The organism is Marinobacter salinexigens, assembly GCF_008370345.1.
In the GTDB taxonomy this organism is placed as follows: domain Bacteria; phylum Pseudomonadota; class Gammaproteobacteria; order Pseudomonadales; family Oleiphilaceae; genus Marinobacter; species Marinobacter salinexigens.
The window spans coordinates 23964-46512 of the sequence record NZ_VTUU01000016.1; the positions used below are offsets into that span (position 1 = coordinate 23964).

General features: G+C 56.8%; 19 protein-coding genes and 1 pseudogene. 8 read left to right on the forward strand and 12 right to left on the reverse strand.

Annotated elements, in window-relative coordinates; genetic code table 11:
* The 3 genes from FWJ25_RS18690 (at window position 1) to FWJ25_RS18700 (ending at window position 3911) form a co-directional block, all read left to right on the forward strand.
* Window positions 1–1083, forward strand: a complete 1083-nt coding sequence (locus FWJ25_RS18690) for an ABC transporter permease (RefSeq protein WP_149601784.1) — start codon at window positions 1–3, stop codon at window positions 1081–1083.
* A 129-nt stretch (window positions 1084–1212) separates the two neighbouring features.
* Entirely contained in the window at window positions 1213–2358 is a 1146-nt protein-coding gene (locus FWJ25_RS18695; RefSeq protein WP_149601785.1) for an HlyD family secretion protein, read from the forward strand.
* A complete protein-coding gene (locus tag FWJ25_RS18700; RefSeq protein ID WP_246166896.1) occupies window positions 2355–3911 on the forward strand; it encodes a DHA2 family efflux MFS transporter permease subunit in 1557 nt (518 codons plus the stop codon). Before FWJ25_RS18695 ends, FWJ25_RS18700 begins: the two co-directional genes overlap by 4 nt.
* A 14-nt stretch (window positions 3912–3925) precedes the next feature.
* On the opposite strand, the gene FWJ25_RS18705 is transcribed toward FWJ25_RS18700, so the two are convergent.
* On the reverse strand, window positions 3926–4639 hold the full coding sequence (locus tag FWJ25_RS18705; protein WP_149601786.1) for an SGNH/GDSL hydrolase family protein: 714 nt from the start codon (window positions 4637–4639) through the stop codon (window positions 3926–3928).
* Between the two features lie 702 nt (window positions 4640–5341).
* On the opposite strand from FWJ25_RS18705, the pseudogene FWJ25_RS20505 reads away from it, so the two are divergent.
* Window positions 5342–5425 (forward strand): annotated as a pseudogene (locus tag FWJ25_RS20505) (PEP-CTERM sorting domain-containing protein); the annotation flags it as partial.
* Window positions 5426–5476: 51 nt separating this feature from the next.
* Here the strand turns inward: FWJ25_RS20505 and FWJ25_RS18715 are convergent.
* The 9 genes from FWJ25_RS18715 to FWJ25_RS18755 all read right to left on the reverse strand — a co-directional run bounded on the left by FWJ25_RS18715 (window position 5477) and on the right by FWJ25_RS18755 (window position 15569).
* Window positions 5477–5920: a DUF7282 domain-containing protein gene (locus tag FWJ25_RS18715; RefSeq protein WP_149601788.1), complete on the reverse strand. Its 444-nt coding sequence runs from the start codon at window positions 5918–5920 to the stop codon at window positions 5477–5479.
* Window positions 5921–6086: 166 nt separating this feature from the next.
* Window positions 6087–7775 carry an AMP-binding protein gene (locus FWJ25_RS18720; RefSeq protein WP_149601789.1) on the reverse strand — a complete coding sequence of 563 codons (1689 nt, stop codon included), beginning with the start codon at window positions 7773–7775 and terminating at the stop codon, window positions 6087–6089.
* Window positions 7776–7827: 52 nt separating this feature from the next.
* Window positions 7828–8403, reverse strand: a complete 576-nt coding sequence (locus tag FWJ25_RS18725; RefSeq protein WP_149601790.1) for a peroxidase-related enzyme — start codon at window positions 8401–8403, stop codon at window positions 7828–7830.
* A complete protein-coding gene (locus FWJ25_RS18730) occupies window positions 8400–9308 on the reverse strand; it encodes a hydroxymethylglutaryl-CoA lyase (RefSeq protein ID WP_149601791.1) in 909 nt (302 codons plus the stop codon). Before FWJ25_RS18730 ends, FWJ25_RS18725 begins: the two co-directional genes overlap by 4 nt.
* Window positions 9308–11296 carry an acetyl/propionyl/methylcrotonyl-CoA carboxylase subunit alpha gene (locus FWJ25_RS18735; protein ID WP_149601792.1) on the reverse strand — a complete coding sequence of 663 codons (1989 nt, stop codon included), beginning with the start codon at window positions 11294–11296 and terminating at the stop codon, window positions 9308–9310. Before FWJ25_RS18735 ends, FWJ25_RS18730 begins: the two co-directional genes overlap by 1 nt.
* 5 nt (window positions 11297–11301) lie before the next feature.
* Window positions 11302–12105, reverse strand: coding sequence for an enoyl-CoA hydratase-related protein (locus FWJ25_RS18740; protein ID WP_149601817.1), 804 nt, complete (start codon window positions 12103–12105; stop codon window positions 11302–11304).
* Between the two features lie 16 nt (window positions 12106–12121).
* Window positions 12122–13729 (reverse strand): carboxyl transferase domain-containing protein, encoded by a 1608-nt coding sequence (locus FWJ25_RS18745; RefSeq protein ID WP_149601793.1) that lies wholly within the window; start codon window positions 13727–13729, stop codon window positions 12122–12124.
* A gap of 186 nt (window positions 13730–13915) precedes the next feature.
* Complete coding sequence (locus tag FWJ25_RS18750; RefSeq protein WP_149601794.1) at window positions 13916–15082, reverse strand: isovaleryl-CoA dehydrogenase; 1167 nt, start codon at window positions 15080–15082, stop codon at window positions 13916–13918.
* A 64-nt stretch (window positions 15083–15146) separates the two neighbouring features.
* Window positions 15147–15569 (reverse strand): MerR family transcriptional regulator, encoded by a 423-nt coding sequence (locus FWJ25_RS18755; RefSeq protein ID WP_149601795.1) that lies wholly within the window; start codon window positions 15567–15569, stop codon window positions 15147–15149.
* Window positions 15570–15673: 104 nt separating this feature from the next.
* Between FWJ25_RS18755 and FWJ25_RS18760 the strand changes: the two genes are divergently transcribed.
* From FWJ25_RS18760 to FWJ25_RS18770, 3 genes are read left to right on the forward strand one after another with little or no spacing between them, the layout of a single operon-like run.
* A complete protein-coding gene (locus tag FWJ25_RS18760) occupies window positions 15674–16435 on the forward strand; it encodes an SDR family NAD(P)-dependent oxidoreductase (protein WP_149601796.1) in 762 nt (253 codons plus the stop codon).
* Between the two features lie 54 nt (window positions 16436–16489).
* Window positions 16490–17641: an acyl-CoA dehydrogenase family protein gene (locus FWJ25_RS18765; RefSeq protein ID WP_149601797.1), complete on the forward strand. Its 1152-nt coding sequence runs from the start codon at window positions 16490–16492 to the stop codon at window positions 17639–17641.
* 5 nt (window positions 17642–17646) lie between these two features.
* Window positions 17647–18828, forward strand: coding sequence for a thiolase family protein (locus FWJ25_RS18770; RefSeq protein ID WP_188093673.1), 1182 nt, complete (start codon window positions 17647–17649; stop codon window positions 18826–18828).
* A 336-nt stretch (window positions 18829–19164) separates the two neighbouring features.
* Here FWJ25_RS18770 and FWJ25_RS18775 read toward each other — a convergent pair whose 3' ends face one another.
* Both FWJ25_RS18775 and ilvG read right to left on the reverse strand, forming a co-directional pair.
* Complete coding sequence (locus tag FWJ25_RS18775) at window positions 19165–19443, reverse strand: ACT domain-containing protein (RefSeq protein WP_149601799.1); 279 nt, start codon at window positions 19441–19443, stop codon at window positions 19165–19167.
* On the reverse strand, window positions 19440–21137 hold the full coding sequence (gene ilvG / locus FWJ25_RS18780; RefSeq protein ID WP_149601800.1) for an acetolactate synthase 2 catalytic subunit: 1698 nt from the start codon (window positions 21135–21137) through the stop codon (window positions 19440–19442). Before ilvG ends, FWJ25_RS18775 begins: the two co-directional genes overlap by 4 nt.
* A gap of 327 nt (window positions 21138–21464) precedes the next feature.
* Here ilvG and FWJ25_RS18785 point away from each other — a divergent pair, with 327 nt between their 5' ends.
* Window positions 21465–22547, forward strand: a complete 1083-nt coding sequence (locus FWJ25_RS18785; RefSeq protein WP_149601801.1) for an efflux RND transporter periplasmic adaptor subunit — start codon at window positions 21465–21467, stop codon at window positions 22545–22547.
* Window positions 22548–22549 lie beyond the last annotated feature (2 nt).

A 22549-nucleotide genomic window follows, 5' to 3' on the forward strand; every position in this document is an offset into this window, starting at 1 on the left:
ATGAATAGGTCCCGGCTTATTGCTCAAATCATTAAGGAGTTGCTCAGCCTGCTTCGTGACCCCAGGGCCCGGGCAATCCTTGTGCTGCCGCCGTTACTGCAATTGCTCATTTTCTCTTTTGCCGCCACCCTGGAAGTGAGGAATACCACCATTGCGGTGTTCAATGAGGACTCAGGACAGGCCTCGGAAGCGTTGGTCACCGCCGTTGCACATGCCAGCTTCGTCAGCAACGTCGTCCCGGTGTATGACCACCGGCATCAGGACCAGTTGATTGAACGGGGCGAAGTGTTGCTGGCGCTGCACATTCCGGAAACCTTTTCCCGTCTGAAAATGGCCGGTGAGGCTGCGCCGGTTCAGGTAATTCTTGATGGCCAGAAAGCCAATACGGCACAGGTGGCGCTTAGCTACCTGCAGGCTATTGCCATGGCGCAGGGAGATGCCGTTGAACCCATGGTGTTGCGCCACGCCTTTAATCCGAACCTGATCTATCAGTGGTATGTAGTACCAAGCCTGTCCGGCATCCTTTCCATGTTTATCGCCCTGGTGGTTACCGCGCTGTCGATTTCCCGGGAACGGGAACTGGGCACTTTTGACCAGCTGCTGGTATCGCCAACCACACCCTCCGAAATTATTCTCGCAAAATGCCTGCCGGCGGTGCTGGTCGGCTTTGTTATGGGTGCTGTTATGGTCAGTGCCGCTCTGTTCCTGTTTCGCGTGCCGTTTACCGGTTCCCTGCTTTGGTTGGCCGCAGCACTGGGTCTGTTCATGGTTTCTGTGGTTGGCATTGGCCTGATGGTTTCTGCCATTTCCGAAACCCAGCAGCAGGCAATCCTCGGAGCCTTTTCAATTGGTGTGCCCATGGTGCTGGTGTCCGGCTTTGCAACGCCAGTGGAAAACATGCCGTTGATATTGCAGTGGGTGGCTCAGGCCATTCCACTAACGCACTTCCTGGTGATTGTGCAGGGAAGTTTTCTCAAAGCGTTGCCAGCAGAGGTTGTCGTTTCTCACTTGTGGCCAATGGCTGTAGCTGCCGTAGTGATGCTGTCTGGAGCAACGCTTGTGGTCCGTAGACGATTGCATTAACCCGGTGCTGTGAAAGCGGATGTTCGGGTAATCCGAAATTTAGGTTTTCTGTGAAAGTAAGCATGCTTATAATGTTGTACCTTCTAAAAAGGTCATAACAACATATAAAACCAACTTCGGGAAGCGAGCATGAGTCAAGACAACAGCAATCCCTCCAAACCTGTTAGCTGGAACCTCGGTTCGGGGCGGCTTAACCTGAGGTTCGTGTTCCTGGTGATGGTGCCCCTCATCATCCTGGTGTCCTCAGCTATCCTGTACCTTCTCGGTGGCCGCTACGTTGATTCCGAAAACGCCTATGTGCGGGCAGATATGGTGTCGGTGGTTCCCGAAGTGTCCGGAACGATTACCCGTGTTGCGGTCCGGGAGAATCAGTCAGTTGCGGCCGGGGATCTGCTATTTACCATCGACCCTGTTCGGTATCAGATCGAAGTTAGCCAGGCGGAGTCAGAACTGGCGGATGTGCGAATCGAAATCCAAACACTCAAGGCCCAGTACGGCGAACAAACCCAGCAACTCCAGACCGCCCGCAGTAATCTGGCTTTTGCAAAGCGTGAATACAATCGCCAGGTCGAACTTTCCCGTAGTCATGCGGTGTCCGACTCCATTCTCGATAGCTATCGCCACAAACAGGATCTTGCCGAGCAGGAAGTGGCACAGGTTCGTAAAGGGCTTGAGCGTCTGAAAGCTGGACTGGCGGGCGATCCTGATATTGCTGTAACTGACCACCCGGTGTACCAGAAGGCTAAGGCAGCGTTGTCAGCCGCCCGACAGGATCTTCAGGACACCGAAGTGAAGGCCCGCTTTGCTGGCATTGCCTCCAAAACGCCCGTTGTCGGTCAGTACGCCGGTCCCGGCCATGCTGCGATGAGCATGGTCTCTACGGGTCAAGTCTGGGTGGAAGCTAATCTCAAGGAAACCCAGCTGACTCATGTGCAGGAAGGCCAGCCTGTTGTTGTTGTCGTCGATGCCTATCCGGACGTCGAACTTGAGGGTAAGGTCATCAGCATTGCCGGTGCTACCGGTTCCGAGTTTTCGGTATTGCCTGCCCAGAATGCCACAGGTAACTGGGTTAAAGTCGTTCAGCGGGTTCCGGTCCGGATCGAATTGGTCGATGCCCCGACAACCCAGCGGTTGCGCTCCGGGATGAGTGTTTCGGTTGATATTGATACCGGTTGGCATCACCGGGGGCCTGCATTCCTGTCGCCATTGACGGCCTGGATGCAGGGCTTTGTGGGCTCGGCGGCTGCGGCTGAACGGCACGGGGCCGAAGGGTGAGTCCTCAGGAAAGCGAAGGCGGTAAGAGCCTGAACCGGGGATTGATCACTGTTTCTATCATGCTGGCGACGATCATGCAGGCGGTGGACACCACCATCGCCAACGTAGCGTTGCCGAATATGCAGGGCAGTATGTCCTCGACGTCGGAGCAGATTGCCTGGGTGCTGACGTCCTATATTGTGGCGGCCGCAATCATGACTCCCATGACCGGCTTCTTGTCTGCCCGCATAGGTCGGAAGCGGCTGTTTGTTATTTCTGTCACCGGTTTCACCATTACCTCCCTGTTGTGTGGCGTAGCGGTTTCCCTGGAGCAGATTGTGCTGTTCCGGCTGCTTCAGGGTATTTTCGGTGCCGGGCTGGTGCCGCTTTCCCAGTCTGTCCTTCTGGATACTTTCCCGAAGGAGAAGCATGGCTCGGCCATGGCCATCTGGGGTGTTGGTGTGATGGTCGGTCCTATTCTTGGCCCCACTCTCGGGGGCTATCTGACTGAGTATTACAACTGGCGTTGGGTGTTTTTCATCAACCTGCCGGTGGGTATTCTGGCACTGGCTGGCATCCTCATGTTTGTTCCGGAAACGGAAAAGTCGAACCGGCGATTTGATCTGTTTGGTTTTGCGCTTCTCTCGCTGGCCATCGGCTCTTTACAGCTCATGCTGGATCGAGGGCAGAGCCTGGACTGGTTTTCCTCGACCGAGATCATCATAGAAACGCTGGTTGCTGCGGTTTGTTTCTACATGTTTGTGGTGCACATGATGACGGCGAAGGAACCCTTCCTTGAGCCGGGGTTGTTCATGGACCGGAACCTGATCATCGGTTTGATCTTTATCTTTATTGTCGGTGTAATTCTGCTGGCGACACTTGCGCTGCTTCCGCCGTATTTGCAAAACCTCATGGGGTATCCGGTAATTACCACCGGTGAATTGCTGGCTCCGAGGGGGATGGGAAGCATGGTTGCCATGCTTATGGTTGGGCGTCTGGTAAACCGGGTAGATGTCAGGTTGCTGGTGGGTACCGGGCTGACGTTGACCGCTTATTCGTTGTTTGAAATGGCACAGTTCAACCTCAATATCCAGCCTTCTGCGTTGGTGTTTACCGGAATTGTTCAGGGCCTGGGGCTTGGGTTTATTTTTGTGCCACTCAGCACGATCACCTTCTCCACACTGGATCAGCGTTATCTCACGGAAGGAACAGCCATGTTCAGCCTGATGAGGAATATTGGCAGCAGCATCGGCATTTCGGCCATGGTCGCTCTTGCAGCCCGTAACACCCAGATCAACCACGCTGTCCTGGGTGAGCAGCTTACGCCGTTCCGCGAACCGCTCCAGAGGATGATGGGTGGCGCCGGCATCGGGCTGAGTTCGGATCAGACTCTGGCCATGCTGAATGAGGAGCTGACACGCCAGTCTGCAGCGATTGCCTACCTGAACGATTTCCGGTTTATGGCCTGGATGACCCTGGCAGTGATACCGCTGATCTTTCTGTTCCGGGGCAGCAAGGAGGCATCGTCGAAGCCGGAGGGAAAAGGCGCAGAATCTGCGCCTCAGGAGGCGTGAAAGGGTAGTACACCTCAGGTTTGCGGGAGCTTTCCCACCAAAGCCTGTGCAATGGCCTGGTAACCTTTTGCACTCGGGTGATAGCCATCCCGGGCCAGTAGCGTCGGGTCAACAACCGCTGGGTAGTCCAGATAGGTAAACGACTCCGGACGCTCCCGGGCTGTCCGCCTCAGAATGTGGTCCAATTGTCGGGCCCTCCATCCCATCACCTGTCTCAATGGCGCTGGCAGCGCGGTAAACCGGTGCATCGGGGGAACGCTAAGTAGCTGAACAGGACGCGGATACCTCTCTGCGAGCGTTGCCCTGAGCGTCAGCAACTGCTGCTGGAAACGGGACCGGCGTGTGAAGCCGGTTGTATCGTTAACCCCCATGCTCAGCAACACCAGGTCTGCTGCCGGCAGTGGTACCTGCAGCAGGTTGCGGTTCAGTTGTGTCAGCCGTATCCCGTTTACCCCGTAGGTGTGCCAGCTCACGACTTGCCCGGTCCTTTGGTGGAGCAGCCGCGCAAGCTGGCTCGCGAGCCCCTGATCATGCCTCTCTATACCGACGCCTGCTGCTGTCGATTCTCCGATCACCAGTATCCGTAGATCAGGTTCACCCTCACCATACTGACCATGGGTATCTCCGCCGGCTTCAGCCAATCGTGGCGTGACTCGCCGGGTGCGTTTTCCCTGATACAAAAGTAGTGGAAGCAGCGCGACCGTGGTTAGCCAGAAAGGGATGTGCATTGTGTTATATCCGCCTTGTGACGACGATATGGCGAGTGTTGGTGTCGATCAACTTAACACCTTTCAATATCGGTTTTGGTGATGGTTTTCATAAGAATTTGAAGTCTAACGTTAAATTTCAAATGGTATGAGGTATGCATTTTATTTCATTGCATGCCTGGAAGTGTTGGCTTTGGCATGTAGGTGTTTGTGATTTAACGGATTTCTATCTTACTTTGAAAATCAAGGGAGAATCACGTGAAACAGCTTATTCTAGGGATGGCGCTTTCGTTGTTTGGAATGACCGCTTATGCAGTTCCGATTTCCTTCGAATTCAGCGGTGGCTCGATTGAAACTACTGGTTGCTTGTGCCTCGGAAACTATTCTGACAATGCCGGTTCTGCGTGGCTGGATGACGGTGAGTCAGCTGACTTCACCTTTGGCACAGCCAGTGTGTTGGGAATCGGTTCTGGTATTCTTGAAGCAACCGTTGATTTTCTGTCACCGATATCCAACGGTGAAAGTGTCGACGGTCAATTCAGCGTAATATCCATTGGGCTGCTGTCTGGCGGGAAGTGGACCGGCGGATCTGTCGACTTTGATTACAACACCGGCCTGTATGCGGGGACGGCTCGTCTGATTTTTGATGCTGTCGATACCGGCTTGCAACTTGGACCTCATTTCAAATTGACCGGTAGCATTGTGAACCTGGGTTCTGTGGCGGTATCCGTGCCTGAGCCTACCCCTCTTGCTCTGCTGGGCTTGGGGCTTCTCGGTCTTGCCTACCGTCAACGTTGTCGGCAGTGATTGTATGCTGAGTCAAAAATACCCGGGACCTCCCGGGTATTTTTATGTCCATTATTTCGTGGTCACAACCTGCATGATCAGTTTCCCGTCTTTCTTGATCGGCCCATCCTCTTTGGCGCCCAGGGTGTATTCGAAGATGCCGGTCTTCATGCCGCCGCTTTCACCGTGAACCATCAGCATGAGCATCTCTCCGGGTTTGACCTCTTCGGTGAGGATCGCCGCTACATCCATATTCTTACCTTTCTTCAGCGGTGCATGGCCAACAACCGGGCCAGGCTTCATATTGCTGTCAGTACGATGGACTACCAGCCAGCCATTGGTCTCGGCATTTACTTTTTTTGCGGTGACGCTACCTGCGGCAACACTCTGATCGTCAGCCCAGACCTGAGCACCATCCATTTCTTCGTGATGCCCGGCTGAGGCGGGGCCAGCGAGCAGTGCGCCAGAAAAAATTACGGCAGACAACGTAGACAGTTTGGTAAGTTTCTTCGTCATGGCATTCTCCTGAGGTTCTGGTTTTCCCCATCGATTTGATGAATTGTTGATGGGTGTGTTGGTGATACGGACCAGGCCGGAAATCGGTTGCAGAATTCAGGAAATTTTTTTGAGGGGGGATCCACCCCGGTTTCCCGGGGTGGATCAAGGGCCGGTTTTTCGAAATCTACTTTTTGAGCCCCATCTCTTCGATGGAGATCTCGCGCATCTTGAACTTCTGGATCTTCCCGGTGACTGTCATCGGGAAGGCATCCACGAACTTGTAGTTGCGAGGAATCTTGAAGTGGGCAATCTTGCCCTTGCAGAACGCCTGCAGATCATCGCTGTTAACCTGTTCTGCACCTGGGCGCAGCTTGATCCAGGCAATCAGTTCCTCTCCGTATTTCTCATCAGGAATACCGGTGACCTGGACTTCTTCAATCGATGGGTGGGTGTAGAGGAACTCCTCGATCTCTTTCGGGTAGATGTTTTCTCCACCGCGAATCACCATATCCTTGATGCGGCCAACGATCTGGATGTATCCCTCGTCGTCCATGGTGGCCAGGTCTCCGGTATGCATCCAGCCCGCATCGTCGATGGCCTCGCGGGTTTTCTCCTCGTTGTTCCAGTACTTCAGCATGACGCTGTAGCCCCGGGTGCACAACTCGCCGATTTCACCCCGGGGAACCACGTTGCCGGTGCCGGGTTCAACGATCTTGGTTTCCAGGTGCGGCTGCGTGCGTCCCACGGTGGTGACCTGTTTCTCAAATGGGTCAAGGGAGCTGGTCTGGGTCGATACCGGGCTGGTTTCGGTCATGCCGTAGGCAATCTGCACTTCTTTCATGTGCATCTTGCCGTTGACCTGCTTCATTACCTCGGCCGGGCAGATGGAGCCTGCCATCACGCCTGTGCGCAGAGAGGACAGGTCATAACTGTCGAACTCCGGGTCTGCCAGTTCGGCGATGAACATGGTGGGTACACCGTAAAGTGCGGTGGCTTTTTCCTTATGCACGGCACGGAGAACGGACTTCGGCTCAAAACCTTCGTCAGCATAGATCATGGTGGAACCATGGGTGATGCAGCCCAGATTGCCCATTACCATGCCAAAGCAATGGTATAGCGGTACAGGAATGACCAGACGATCCTTTTCGGTATAGCGTTGGCTTTCTGCCACGAAATAGCCGTTGTTCAGGATGTTGTGATGGGTGAGGGTGGCACCCTTGGGATTGCCCGTTGTGCCGGAAGTGAACTGGATGTTAATTGGATCATCGAACTGGAGCGAGCCCTGGCGCCTGGTCAGTTCGTCCGCAGACACTTCTTTGGCAAAGTCGACAAATTCCTTCCAGGTCCACATGCCGTCGTGGTTGTCGTCGTGAACATTAATCACTGCCCGGAGATCGGCCACGTTCTCAGCCTTTAACTTGCCCGGGGCGCTGCGTTTCAGCTCCGGAGCCAGCTCGTAGAGCATTTCCCGGTAATTAGACGCCTTGAAACTGTCGGCGGTGACCAGCACGCTGATGCCGGCCAGGTTCATGGCGTACTTCAGTTCGTGAACGCCGTAGGCCGGGTTGATGTTGACGAGGATGGCGCCGACTTTTGCGGTGGCAAACTGGGTCACTGTCCACTCATAGCGGTTGGGCGCCCAGATGCCCACGCGGTCGCCGCGCTTGACGCCAATGGCCATGAAAGCGCGAGCCGCCTCATTGACCTTGTCCACGAACTCCCGGTAGGTCCAGCGGATATCCTGATGCAGGCACACCAGGGCTTCGGTATCGGGGTATTTCTCTGCCGTACGGTCCAGCATGTCTCCGATGGTCATGCCCAGCAGGGGTACGTCGGCGGTTCCGCTGGTGTAGCTTGGGAGAGTCTTGCTCATGTCTCTGCCTCCATTGTTTTTGTATTCGAGGGCAAGCAAGTGTGAGTACTTGCTAGCGACTCTGGCTGTGATACTCGGGGTTGGGTTTCATATCGCTGGCTATCGCCACGCGGTTAGACATGTTGTAAAAGCCGATCAGGTTACTCAGATCCCAGATAGCCCGGTCGCTGAGGCCGGCATCGCGCAGTGTCTGGATGTCGTCTTCGGTGACGGTGGCCGGAGATCGGGTCAGGTGTGAGGCGAAGTCCAGCATGGCACGCTGCCGCGGTTCCAGTGTCGCACTGCGGTAGTTCATGACCATGTGCTCGCCCAGGGCCGGATCGCCGCTGAGTACTCTTACCGCTGCGCCGTGGGCGACCAGGCAGTAGAAGCATTTGTTCTCGGAAGACACCACGACGGCCACCATTTCCCGCTCAAGCTTGGAGAGTTCGCCTTCGCCCAGCATGAGTTCGTTGTAGAGTTTGGTGAAGCCTTCAAGCTGTTTGAGGTTCTGGCTATAGGCGGTGAGCACGTTCGGGATCATGCCGAGTTTTTCCTGACAGATCTGGAAGTACTTCTGGGTATCCTCCGGGAGGTTGCTGATCTCGGGGATTGGGAGGTCCAGGGCTACTACATTATTATTCATCATTGGCATTGTCCTCCTAGTGCCTGGCCTACTTTTGAACCATTGTGGCGGCTCAATTGGCCGCAGATCCAGTCGCCGGTGGCGACGAGTTTGTCGAGATCCACGCCGGTCTCGATGCCAAGGCCATTAAGCAGGTAAAGAACGTCCTCTGTGGCCACGTTGCCGGAGGCACCTTTGGCATAAGGACAACCACCGAGGCCTGCGACAGATGAATCGATAACTGCAATGCCTTCTTCCAGGACCGCATAGAGGTTGGCCAGGGCCTGGCCGTAGGTGTCGTGGAAGTGGGCGGCGAGGCGTTCAACCGGGATGTGTTTGGCCACGGCTTCCAGCATTTTCTTGGCTTTCAGCGGTGTGCCGACGCCAATGGTGTCACCCAGGGAGATTTCGTAGCAGCCCAGGTCATAGAGGGCCTTGGCCACGGTGGCTACCTGTTCCGGCTGGATGTCGCCTTCATAGGGGCAGCCAAGTACCGTGGAGACATAGCCTCGCACGGGGATGTTGTGCTTGCGGGCTTCCTCCACCACAGGGGCGAACCGCTCCAGGCTTTCCGCAATGCTGCAGTTGATGTTTTTCCGGGTGAAGGATTCCGAGGCAGCGCCAAAGACGGCCACTTCGTCCACATTGGCCGCCAGGGCACCCTCAAAGCCTTTCAGGTTAGGGGTGAGGGCAGAGTAGCGAACGCCCGGTTTGCGGGTGATACCAGCCATGACATCGGCCGCATCGCCCATCTGTGGCACCCATTTGGGAGAGACAAAGCTGGCGGCCTCAATGTGGCTCAGGCCACAGTTGGCAAGTCGATCGATCAAGCCGGTTTTGATGTGTGTGGCAATGACCGGGCCGGACTCGTTCTGGAGGCCGTCCCGTGGGCTCATTTCCACCAGGCGAACCTGTTTGGGAAAGGCCATTATTCTGCCTCCCCGGTGTCAATGGCGATGAGCTCGGCGCCTTCGGAGACCTGGTCGCCTTCGCCAAAGAAAATGTCGGTGACGACACCATCAGCCGGGGCTTTGATGGCATGTTCCATTTTCATGGCTTCCATGATGACCAGGGTCTGGCCGGCGCTGACCTTATCTCCAACCTGAGCTTGAATGGCGACAACAGCACCGTTCATCGGTGCGGCGAGGCTGCCTTCTCCGGCCATTTCTTCGTTGCCGTAGGTCTCTCGATAAACGGTGCACTTGAAGGTGTCGCCTTCGTAAAAGAGCACCAGTTCGTCGTCGTGCAAGTTGCCATGAACACTGAGGCGGTGGCCATTGATGACCGCCTGAAGGTAGTCGTCAGCCAGCCTGGCGTTCAGATGGTAGACGCTGTCTCCGACGAACACCTGATAGCGGTCATCCCGTTCGAGGATTTTCAGCTCGTGAATTTCCTCACCGACTTGCAGTTTGAGTGGCTGGGCGTACTCGGAGTTCATACGCCAGCTGTTCTTGCGGCCAAATGGCGACCAGGGATCAGCGGTAACCGGTTCACAGGACTTGCGCTGTTCCAGAATGAACCCGGCAGCCAGCACCAGTGCCTTGTCCAGATCGAGCCGGGATTTCGGGAACAGAAGTTCCTCATGAGCGCTGATGAAATTGGTGGTGAGGTCTGCTTCGCGGAAAGGCTGGCAGTCCACGGTGGCATGCAAGAACCGTATGTTGGTTTTCAGGCCGGCAATCCGGTATTGCTCCAGAGCCTGAACCATGCGGTTGATGGCCTGCTCCCGGGTTTCGTCCCAGACAATCAGTTTGGCGATCATCGGGTCGTAGTGAATGCTGATGTCGTCGCCCTCGGTAACGCCGGTATCAACCCGCACATGGGCGGATTCATCGGGGGTACTGAGGTAACGCAGGGTGCCGGTGGCAGGCAGGAAATCCTGGTCCGGGTCTTCAGCGTAGATGCGTGCCTCGACTGCGTGGCCGCGGGTTTTGACCTGTTCCTGATTCAGCGGCAGGGCTTCGCCCCAGGCCACTTTCAGCTGCCATTCCACGAGATCCTGTCCGGTAACCATCTCGGTCACCGGGTGTTCAACCTGCAGTCGCGTATTCATCTCCATGAAGAAGAAGGATCCGTCCACGTCGTACAGGAACTCGACAGTACCAGCACCCACGTAGTTGATGGCCTGGGCTGCCCGTACAGCGGCTTCGCCCATCGCCTTTCGGGTGTCATCGGACAGTCCCGGAGCAGGTGCCTCCTCAAGGACTTTCTGATGCCGCCTTTGCACAGAACAGTCTCGCTCGGCCAGGTAGATGCCGTTGCCCTGCTGATCGCAGAATACCTGGATCTCTACGTGGCGAGGTTGGGTAAGGTAGCGTTCGATGAGCATATCCGGGTTGCCGAAGGCATTACGTGCTTCCCGCTGGGCAGCGGCGAGCGCCTCGTCAAACTCTCCCATGTTCCCGACAACCCGCATGCCTTTACCGCCACCACCAGCAACGGCTTTGAGCAACAGCGGGAAGCCACACTTTTCCGCTTCGGCCCGCAGCAGTTCGGGGGATTGGTCGTTGCCGTGATAACCGGGAACAAGGGGAACGCCGGCGTCTTCCATAATGGCTTTGGCGGCGGATTTGGAGCCCATGGCGGCAATGGCCGAAGAGGGTGGGCCGATGAACACCAGGTCATTGGCCTCGCAGGCTTCTGCGAAATCGGTGTTCTCTGACAGAAAACCGTAGCCAGGATGGATCGCCTGGGCGCCACTCTCTTTGGCAATCTGGATGATTTTGTCGCTGCGCAGGTAGCTTTCGGAACTTGGGGCAGGGCCTATATGAAACGCTTCGTCTGCCATGGCGACATGGCGGGCGTTGGCGTCTGCATCGGAGTAGACCGCTACACAACGAATGCCCATGCGGTGTGCTGTCTGGATGATCCGGCAGGCGATTTCGCCCCGGTTGGCTATGAGAATCTTGCTGAACATTGTTGTTATTCCTCCGGAACCCAGTTGGCCTTGCGCTTGTTGAGGAAGGCGCTGAGGCCTTCCTGACCCTCTTTACCTACGCGAATGTCGGCAATCCGGTGTGCGGTATCGTCGATGACATCGGCGCTGATGGGCTTGTGGCTTACCGCGAATACCAGGTCCTTGGCGGCTTTCATGGCTTCGGGCCCGTTGTTGGCCAGTTGTTTCAGAAGTTCGCTGCAGCGCTGCTCCATGGCGGTGGTGTCTTCGCAGACCATATGGACCAGTCCATAATCCGCGGCTTCAGCGGCGCTGAAAATTTCGGCTGAGATGAAATATCGTCGGGCCTGCCGTTCACCGATGGCGCGAACCACATACGGACTGATGACCGAAGGGATGAGACCCAATTTGACCTCACTCAGGCAGAAGCTGGCCTTTTCAGTAGCGATGACGATGTCACAGCATGCGGCCAGCCCGACGGCACCGCCAAAAGCGGCGCCCTGAACCAGACCAATGACCGGTTTGGTCAGGTGATTCAGTACGTTCATCAGTCTCGCCAGTTCCCGGGAATCGTCCAGGTTCTCCTGACGGGTGTTGTCCGCCATCCGGCGCATCCAGCCGAGATCGGCTCCCGCTGAGAAGTGCTTGCCCTCTGAGCGGAGGATGACGATGTTGGTGGCTTCGTCTGCTTCAACGTCGTTCAGAGCCTGAATCAACTGCTGAATGATCACGTCGTCGAAGGCGTTGCGTTTGTCCGGCCGGTTCAGCACAACTTCGGTGACGCCGTCTTCGCGACGCCGGGTAAGAACCGCTTTTTCCTGTTCTATCATGGTCATTACCCCCGGATCACATGCGGAACACGCCGAAGCGGGAAGGCTTCGCCGGCCGGTTCAGAGTGGCAGAAAGGCTCAGGGCGACCACTTCCCGAGTTTGGGCCGGGTCAATGACGCCGTCGTCCCACAGGCGGGCGCTGGCATAGTACGGGTGGCCCTGGTGTTCGTAGGTGTCGGCAATCGGCTTCTTGAACGCCGCTTCTTCCTCGTCGCTCCAGGTTTGGCCTTTTCGCTCCATGCCCTCGCGGCGGACCTGAGCCATCACGCCAGCGGCTTGCTCACCGCCCATGACGGAGATGCGGGCGTTGGGCCACATCCACAGGAAGTCCGGGCTGTAGGCGCGGCCGCACATGCCGTAGTTACCAGCCCCGTAGCTGCCGCCGATCAGCACGGTGATTTTGGGTACGTTGGCGCAGGCCACGGCCATCACCATCTTGGCGCCGTGTTTGGCGATACCTTCGGCTTCGTATTTCTGGCCGACCATAAAACCGGTGATGTTCTGCAGGAACAGCAGCGGGATGTTGCGCTGGCAACAGAGCTCGATAAAGTGCGCACCTTTCTGGGCAGACTCGCTGAACAGGATGCCGTTGTTGGCGATGATGCCTACCGGGTAGCCGTGAATATGGGCAAAGCCGGTCACCAAGGTCTGGCCGTAGTAGCGTTTGAATTCGTCGAACTCGGAGCCGTCGACGATTCGGGCAATCACGTCACGCACGTCGAACTGTTTGCGCAGGTCGGTGCCTACGATGCCGTAGATCTCCTGCTCGTCGTATAGCGGTGCCCGAGGCTTCTGGACTTCCACAGGCACCGGCTTGCGGCGGTTCAGGTTGGCGACGCAGCGACGGGCGATTTCCAGTGCGTGGGCATCGTTTTCGGCATAATGGTCGGCGACACCGGAGGTTTTGCAGTGTACGTCTGCACCGCCAAGATCTTCGGCGCTGACCACTTCACCAGTGGCGGCTTTTACCAGTGGCGGTCCGGCCAGGAAGATGGTGCCCTGGTTGCGTACGATGATGGATTCGTCAGCCATCGCCGGCACGTAGGCGCCCCCGGCGGTGCACAGGCCCATGACAACGGCGATCTGTGGAATGTCGTCGGCGGACATGCGGGCCTGGTTGTAGAAGATGCGGCCAAAGTGGTCGCGATCCGGGAAAACTTCGTCCTGCCGGGGCAGGTTGGCGCCGCCGGAATCCACCAGATAGATGCAGGGCAGCCGGTTCTGCATGGCGATTTCCTGGGCCCGCAGGTGCTTTTTGACGGTCAGGGGGTAGTAGCTTCCACCTTTCACGGTGGCATCGTTTGCGATGATCATGCATTCGGTGCCGGAGACGCGGCCTATACCTGCGATGACGCCTGCTGCGGGTACTTCTTCGCCGTAGACGTTGTAGGCGGCGAACTGGCCGACTTCCAGGAAGGGCGATCCGTCGTCAAGGAGGCGGTTGATGCGTTCTCTGGGAAGCAGTTTGCCGCGGGCAACGTGGCGTTCCTGATAGGAGGGGCCGCCGCCTTGCTGAATTTTGGACACTTTTTCCCGCAGGTCCGATACGGCTTCGGCCATGGACTCTTTGTTGGCCTGAAACTCTTCGGCTCTCGGGTTTATTTTGCTTTGGAGTATGGTCATTTTCCCAGCCTTCTAGTTCGGGGCGTCCGGGTGTGGTGAACGTTCCTCCCGGGAACCGCTACGAGCACATCCATGTGCGCTTGTCTTCGGCCATCCCTGGCCTACGACATTCCCGGGAGGAACGCTCCCCACACCCTCGGCGTACCGTGGGAGTTGTAGTCCGTCTATCAATGCGATCAGAGCGTGTTACTTGTTCAGAAACAGCTCACGTCCGATCAGCATTCTGCGGATTTCGGATGTTCCCGCGCCGATTTCATAGAGCTTGGCGTCGCGCAGCAGGCGGCCAGTCGGGTATTCGTTGATGTAGCCATTACCGCCGAGCAGCTGGATCGCGTCCAGGGCCAGTTTGGTGGCCATTTCGGCGGAGTAGAGGATGGCGCCGGCGGCGTCTTTGCGGGTAGTCTCGCCGCGGTCGGCGGACTGGGCGACCATGTAGACGTAAGACTTGGCGGTGTTCATGAAGGTGTACATGTCCGCTACTTTGCCCTGGACCAGTTCAAACTCGCCGATGGCCTGGCCGAACTGTTTGCGCTCGCGGATGTAGGGGACAACCACGTCCATCGCGGCTTGCATGATGCCCAGCGGGCCGCCGGAGAGGACGAGGCGTTCGTAGTCGAGGCCGCTCATCAGGACTTTAGCGCCGTTCCCGATGCCACCGAGGATGTTCTCTTTGGGTACTTTACAGTCCTGGAACACCAGTTCGCATGTGTTGGAGCCGCGCATACCGAGCTTGTCGAGTTTCTGGTGACGGCTGAAGCCGGGATAGTCCCGTTCCACAATGAAGGCGGTTACGCCTTTGGAGCCGCCTTTCGGATCGGTTTTGGCATAGATAACGTAGGTGTTGGCGTCCGGACCGTTGGTGATCCACATTTTGTTGCCGTTCAGTACGTAGTGATCGCCTTCTTCACGGGCGTGCAGCTTCATGGAGATGACGTCTGAGCCGGCGTTGGGTTCGGACATGGCCAGGGCGCCAATGTGTTCACCGCTGACCAGTTTTGGCAGGTATTTCTTCTTCTGTTCTTCAGTGCCGTTGCGGTGGATCTGGTTTACGCAAAGGTTGGAGTGAGCTCCGTAGGAGAGGCCAACTGAGGCAGAAGCGCGGCTGATTTCTTCCATGGCGATCACGTGGGCGAGGTAGCCCATGTCAGAGCCGCCGTATTCTTCTTTCACGGTGATACCCAGCAAGCCCATGTCGCCCATCTTCCGCCACAGATCCATGGGGAATTCGTTGTTGCGATCAATCTCTTCGGCGCGAGGGGCAATTTCGGAGGCGGCGAAGCCGTTGATCTGCTCACGGAGCATGTCGAGGGTTTCGCCTAAGCCGAAATTAAGCTCTGAGTACTGTGATTTCATTGTTGGCTACCTTCTTTATCTGACTCTTGTTGTTTGATGGCTGCCACTGCAATCGGGCAGCTTTCTAGGATTCGTCTTTCACCAGGTCCGGCTGTTTTTTCTTTTTCAGCTCGGCCAGTGCTTCCCGGCACCGTGCTTCAGCGGTGTCCATCTCCATTTCTGCCTGGGCAATGTCGTTCTTTTGTTGTTCAAGGTGCGCTCGCCTGGCATTCAGAATTTCCAGCAACTTCAGCAACTGCTTTTCGTTTCCGGTTTCGGTTTCGTCCCACAGATCAAACAGCTCTCGGGTTTCCGCCAGGGTAAAGCCCATTCGCTTGCCCCGGAGGATCAGCTTCAGGCGCACCCGGTCTTTGGTGCTGAATACCCGGGTTTGCCCGCGGCGTGTGGGTTTCAGAAGACCTTCGTCCTCGTAGAAACGAATACTTCGGGTTGTCACGTCGAACTCCTGAGAGAGCTCGCTGATGCTGAATGTTCTTTTTTCGGCCATGACGATTTCCTTTTTCGACTTAGGTTAGATAAAGTTTACGTAAACGTAAAGTATTTTTAGGGTCGGATTTTTGAAAACCTGATTCCCAACAAGAGGAGTAGACGATGGAATTCAATAACGTGGGCGCCATTGTAACAGGCGGAGCCTCCGGACTTGGCGAAGGTGCTGCGCGGGCTCTGGCCGCTGCCGGGTGCAAGGTAGCGGTTCTGGATGTGCAGAAAGAGCTGGGTGAGAAGGTAGCGGCAGATATCGGAGGCATCTTCCTGGAATGCGATGTGACGTCCCCCGAGAGCGCTGAGGCTGCCTTCGCTGCCGCCCGCGAAGCCCATGGCCCTTGTGGAGTTGTTGTGAACTGCGCGGGTATTGCCCCGGCAGCCAAGATTCTTGGCCGTGAAGGTGTGATGCCATTGGAGAACTTCAGCAAGGTGATCCAGGTCAATCTCATTGGAACGTTCAATATCCTGCGTCTGGCGGCGGCTGATATGGCAACTCGTGAGCCAAATGCTGATGGCGAGCGTGGTGTGATCATCAATACCGCATCGGTTGCCGCTTATGAAGGGCAAATCGGGCAGGCTGCCTATAGCGCCTCAAAAGGTGGTGTTGTTGCACTCACACTGCAATCCGCCCGTGAGCTGGCCCGTGAAGGTATTCGGGTGAACACCATTGCTCCCGGCCTGTTCCTGACGCCTATGATGGCAGGTATGCCTCAGGAGGTTCAGGACAGCCTGGCCTCGACTCTGCCGTTCCCGAAACGGCTCGGTAAACCTGAGGAATTCGGGATGATGGTGGATCAGATGGTTCGCAATCCTATCCTCAACGGTGAAGTCATCCGGCTCGACTGCGCTTTGCGCATGGCTCCGAAGTGACAGGTTTATATAAACAAAAAAAGACATAAAGCATCAATCTGCTGGTGACCAACAATGACTAATTCTGTCGATCAAGAAGAACTGGCGCTTTTCCGTGATTCCGTCATCAAGGCGCTCGAAGCGGAAGTGGCGCCTCATTATGAAACCTGGGAAAAGTCCGGAATTGTCCCGAGAGAGCTATGGAACACGCTGGGTAATGCCGGAATGCTGTGTGTAGATGTGCCCGAGGATTGTGGAGGCTGTGGCGCCCCGTTCCAGTATTCGGTTGTGGTGGGTGAGGAACTGGCCCGCATGGGGTTTGGGGCACTGTCTACCAACGTGATGGTGCACTCGGACATTGTTGCGCCTTACCTGAGCCACATCGGCAACGACCAACAGAAACAGCAATGGCTGCCGAAAATGGTTTCCGGTGAAGCCGTTGGCGCTATCGCCATGACCGAGCCAGGTGCTGGAAGCGATCTCCAGGCTATCCGAACCAGTGCTATCAGGGATGGTGATAGCTACATACTGAATGGCTCGAAAACGTTCATCACCAATGGTCAGCACGCTGACATGGTTATCGTGGCCGCCAAAACGGACCCGACTGCCGGAGCAAAGGGCATCAGCCTGTTCATGATTGATACCACTCTGCCCGGATTCAGCCGAGGCCGGAATCTGGACAAGATAGGCCAGCACTCAGGAGATACCTCCGAACTGTTTTTTTCGGATATGCGGGTGCCCGCAAGTGCCTTGTTGGGTGAAGAAGGGCAGGGCTTTGTCTACCTGATGCGCGAGTTACCGCGGGAGAGACTGGTTATCGGAGCGTTGGGAGTTGCGGCTGCGCGCGGTTCTCTGGATATGACGGTTGCCTACACCCAGGAGCGAGAGCTGTTTGGCCAGAAACTCTCGCAACTACAGAACACCCGCTTCGAGATAGCGAGGATGGAAACTGACTATCGGGTGAACAAGGCATTCGTGGACCAGTGCATCCGCGAATACGAAGACGGAAAACTCGACGCGCCAACGGCATCCATGGCCAAGTACAGCGCCACTGAGATGCAGTGCCGGGTAGCTGATGGCTGTTTGCAGCTGTTTGGAGGCTACGGCTACACCACGGAATACCCGATTTCCCGCAACTTCACCGATGCCCGGGTTCAGAGGATCTATGGCGGCACCTCGGAAGTCATGAAAGAAATTATTGCTCGTTCGGTTTTAGGAAGAGGATGACAACAATGAACAAAAACGACGTAGTAATCGCAGGATCTGCAAGAACCGCCATGGGAGGCATGATGGGCTCTCTGAGTTCCGTGCGTTCACCGGAACTGGGCGCTGTTTCGATTAAGGCGGCCATTGAACGCTCGGGCCTGCAGCCTGCCGATATTCAGGAAGTGATCATGGGCTGCGTGTTGCCGGCAGGTCTCGGCCAGGCCCCGGCTCGCCAGGCCTCCCGCAGCGCCGGCATCCCGGATAGCTCCGGCTGCACCACCGTCAACAAAATGTGCGGATCCGGCATGCAGGCCGTCATCATGGCCCACGATCAGATCAAGGCTGGCACCAACAGCATCATGATTGCCGGTGGTATGGAGAACATGAGCCAGGCCCCGTACCTGCTGCCGAAAGCTCGCGCCGGTATGCGTATGGGCCACGGCCAGGTGATCGACAGCATGTTCTTCGACGGGCTTGAGGATGCCTACGAAGGCGGCCTGATGGGCGTCTTTGCCCAGCGCACGGCCGACAAGGAAAACATCACCCGGGACGACATGGACGAGTTTGCCATTGGCTCGCTGAACAAGTCCCTTGATGCCATCAATAATGGCTGGTTCAAGGACGAAATCGCGCCGGTGACGGTATCAGGGCGCGGCGGAGACACCATCGTCGACACTGATGAACAGCCAGGCAACGCCCGCCCGGAGAAAATTCCCCAGCTGAAACCGGCGTTCGCCAAAGATGGCTCTGTAACCGCCGCCAACTCCAGCTCCATCAGTGATGGCGGTTCAGCACTGGTGCTGGCGTCGGCGGCTGAAGCCGAAGCCCGTGGGTTGACCGCACAAGCCCGCATCGTGGCCCACGCCACGCATGCCCGTTTGCCTGCCGAGTTCACCCTGGCTCCTATTGGCGCCATTGAGAAAGTTCTGGAGAAGGCAAATTGGTCCACGAATGATGTCGACCTCTTTGAAATCAACGAAGCCTTCGCCGTGGTTACCCTCGCAGCCATGAAGGCCTTGGACCTGCCTGCGGAAAAGGTGAACGTCTATGGCGGCGCCTGCGCACTTGGTCACCCTATCGGATCATCCGGCTCCCGTATCCTGGTCACCCTGATCAACGCCCTGAAACAGCGCGGCCTCAAGCGTGGTGCGGCTTCGCTTTGCATCGGTGGTGGTGAGGGTACTGCAGTGGCTATCGAGTTACTGTAAACGTTGGAGTTCTGGGCCGGCGCCAGCCTGCTGGGTTTGGGGGCTGGTCCCGGGGTGGTAGGTCATTTCTTATCGGAAAAACAACTCGCTGCGCTCAGACATTTTTTCCGAACGAAATGACCTACCACCCCGTGCCCGACAGGCAAATGAATTGCCCGTAGAGAACAAAGCGTTAATCCTCCAAGGCGGACCAGTCCGTGGTCAAGTCGGAGAGGAGGTGGGGGTGTCTTTCTGCCGGGAAAAAGCTGTCTGAGCGCAGCGAGTTATTTTTCCCAGAAGAAAGACACCCCCACCTCCTATCCAAACACCAAGCAAGGCAGGCTACATCCCAAATCCTCAGGCACTACAAGACTGAACCCGGTCACCCAACTCAAGGTCAACCGACGCCACCGTATGCAATTTCTCCAATTGCGACTGCAACATTGAGATAGGCCGGGAACCCTCCAGAGTCAGAGCAATATCCAGATGCCCCCCGGCGCTTTCCATATTCATCCGGGAAATCCGGAACCCGCGTATACGAACCACCTGACACAACCGCTCCAGCGCGGCCGCCTCATGGGCCATGCGGCAGTTCAAGGTATAACTGGGTTTTGATGCTTCTCTTGGCTGGCTCATGCTACCTGCTCCTTGTTTGCATTGGTGCGTCGTGGTTCGTCGATCATGTCTTTGTTGCTGCCGCCGGGTTTAACGATGGGCCACACATTCTCCTCCCGAGAAATGGATACGTGCAGCAGCATTGGGCCGTCGTAGGCCAGGAGGGTTTCGATACCCCGGCGGATCTGGTCGGTGCGTTCGATGTGCAGGGCCGGGATGTCGAAAGCCCGTGCCATGGCGACGAAGTCCGGGTTGTCATCCAGGTTTATCTGGCTTTCCCGGTTGTTGTAGAACAGTTCCTGCTGCTGGCGGACCATGCCCAGGCACTGGTTGTCCAGAACGATCAGTTTGACCGGCAGGTTGTAGCGGCGGATGGTCGCCAGTTCCTGTGCGTTCATCATGAATGAACCATCGCCGGTGACGTTGATAACGGTACTGCTGCGATCAGCGAACTGGGCGCCAATGGCCGCAGGCATGCCGAAGCCCATGGTGCCCAGGCCGCCGCTGGTGAGGTGATGGCGAGGGTGGTCGAAGTGGTAGTGCTGAGCTACCCACATCTGGTGCTGGCCAACGTCGCAGGCGATGATGGTGTCGTCCGGAGTGATTCGGGACATCTGCCGGATGAACGCCGGGCCGGTGATGGGGGCCAGAGCTTCTTCGTTGTCCGCAGTGTGGAAACCACCTGTTGTGCACCAGGTCTTGCACAGGGTCTGCCAGTCGCCAATCTTCAGGGGAGCGTCTTTCAACGCCTTGGTGAAGGCTTCCAGAATGCTGTTCAGATCACCGCGCAGGGCAGTATCAGCCGGGCGGAGTTTATTGATTTCCGCAGCGTCCGCGTCGATGTGAATCATCCGCGCGTTGGGGGCGAATCCGTCCAGTTTACCGGTGGCCCGGTCATCCAGCCGGGCGCCAACGACGAACAGCAGGTCGCATTCATCAACTGCCTTGTTGGCAGCCCGCGAGCCGTGCATCCCCAGCATGCCGAGATCGTTCGGGTTGTGTTTGCCTGCGTTGCCTATGCCTTTCAGGGTAACAACACCTGGCATGCCGGAAGCCTCGGCGAATTCACGAAAGGCTGTTTCCGCATGTGCCAGGGACACGCCGCCACCACTGTATAGCAGAGGCTTTTTCGCGCTTCTCAGCATGGCCAGAGCGTCTGTGATATCAGTCTGAGCACGGGCGGGCTTTTGCTCAGTCGGGGTGGCGGCTTGAGCCACTTCCGTCAGCAGAATGTCTTTGGGGATGTCGATCCATACCGGCCCGGGGCGCCCACCCTCAGCCAACTCCATGGCTTCCTCAAGGATCGCTGGTAATTCGTCGGCATTGTCGATCAGGTAGCTGTGTTTGACGATGCCCAGGGCCATGCCCAGTACGTCGGTTTCCTGGAAGGCATCGGTGCCGATGAGACCGGAGGGAACCTGCCCGGTGATCACCAACATAGGAATGGAATCCCTGTGCGCATTGGCAACACCGGTAATCAGGTTGGTTGCGCCGGGGCCGGAGGTGGCGATGCAAACGCCCAGCTTGCCACTGGCACGGGCGTAGCCATCGGCTGCCAGCGCGCAGGCCTGTTCGTGGCGGCAAAGCACATGTTCCACGCCCACATCATCCACCAGTGCATCGTATAGCGGCATGATGCAGCCACCCGGATAACCGAATACGGTGCTGATGTTATGACGGTGGAACGCTTCAAGAATGTGCTGTGCGCCGTTCATGGTCGTTTTTCCTTTTTTCTTCCGCAAAAAAAAGCCCCCGGGACCTTTCGGTGCCGGGGGCTTTTGGTGTCTTGTCAGGTTGTCGTCAGTTCAACCGCTTGTCCACGCAAAAGCCCCCGGATGGCACCACGACCACCAGGACAAGCTTCACAAGGACAATCACTGCGTTGAAGTTCATGAAATCGACAATCTGCTCTGAATTCGTAAAAACAATGTGTGTAGAATCTAACCCACGTTTTAAACAGGTTGCAACTGTTTCTTCAGGTTTTTTGTCGGGCGGGCGAACTGGAGTCTTCCGCTCCGTACAATCGGCACGGCGAGTATTTCATGACGAAAGCAAAATGGGGTTCCCTGGGATTATCTCTCCTGATCGTTGTTGCACTGGTTTTCTGGATGGCAACAGGAAGTGTCAAAGAAGCCAGAATCGACGCGCCTGAGCCCGGTACTTCCGATACCCGGGAGCTGACAAGTGTCCAGGTCCAGACGGTCAGTTCGCAAGCCCATGAGCCGGGTCTTTTGCTTCAGGGACAACTTGACCCCTGGCATTCTGTTTCCGTAAGCGCCAGGGTACCTGGCACAGTTCAGTCGATATCAGCGGATCTGGGACAGCAGGTACAGACGGGGGAGGTGCTGCTTACTATCTCTGATGATGGGCGCCGTGCTGTGGTCGCACGATGGCAGGCTCGTGCCCGCAAGCTGGAAGCGGATCTGGCGGCTGCGCGTAAACTGAGGTCCAGCAACCTGGCGTCGCAATCGGATCTGATGAATCTTGAAAGTGAACTGGCGGCGGCAAGAGCCGAGCTGGAGTCAGCACGGCTGGCGGTAGACTATTTAACGCCCAATGCGCCTTTTACCGGAGTGATTAACGGAAAAAGTGTGGAACCGGGGAGCCTTGTCCAGGTTGGGTCTCCGCTGTTTGAACTGGTGCGTATCGACCGCCTGAAAGCGACTGGCCAGGTTCCGCAACAGTCTGTTGGCCAGGTTGAGCCAGGACAGGATGTGACTGTGCAGCTGCTGGATGGCCAGCAGTTACATGGGGTCGTCACCTTTGTTGCCAGTGCGGCAGACACCCAGACCCGGAGTTTTGGCGTAGAAGTCGCCGTTGAAAATCCCGATCTGTTGCGGGTTGCCGGGGGCAGTGCCAGTCTTCGTATTGCTTTGCCCGACGTGAAGGCGATGTTTATATCGCCCGCCTATCTCTCCCTGGATGATGCAGGGCGCCCCGGAGTGAAATACGTGGATGAGCAGGATCGGGTTGTGTTTGGCACTGTCGGATTGCTGAATGTGTCCACCGAGGGAGCCTGGGTTACAGGGTTGCCGGCCGAGATTCGGTTGATTACCCGTGGTGGCGGGTTCGTGGGAGTGGGTGAGAAGGTTCGCCCGATAGCGATCGACAACAGCCGGGGCTGACT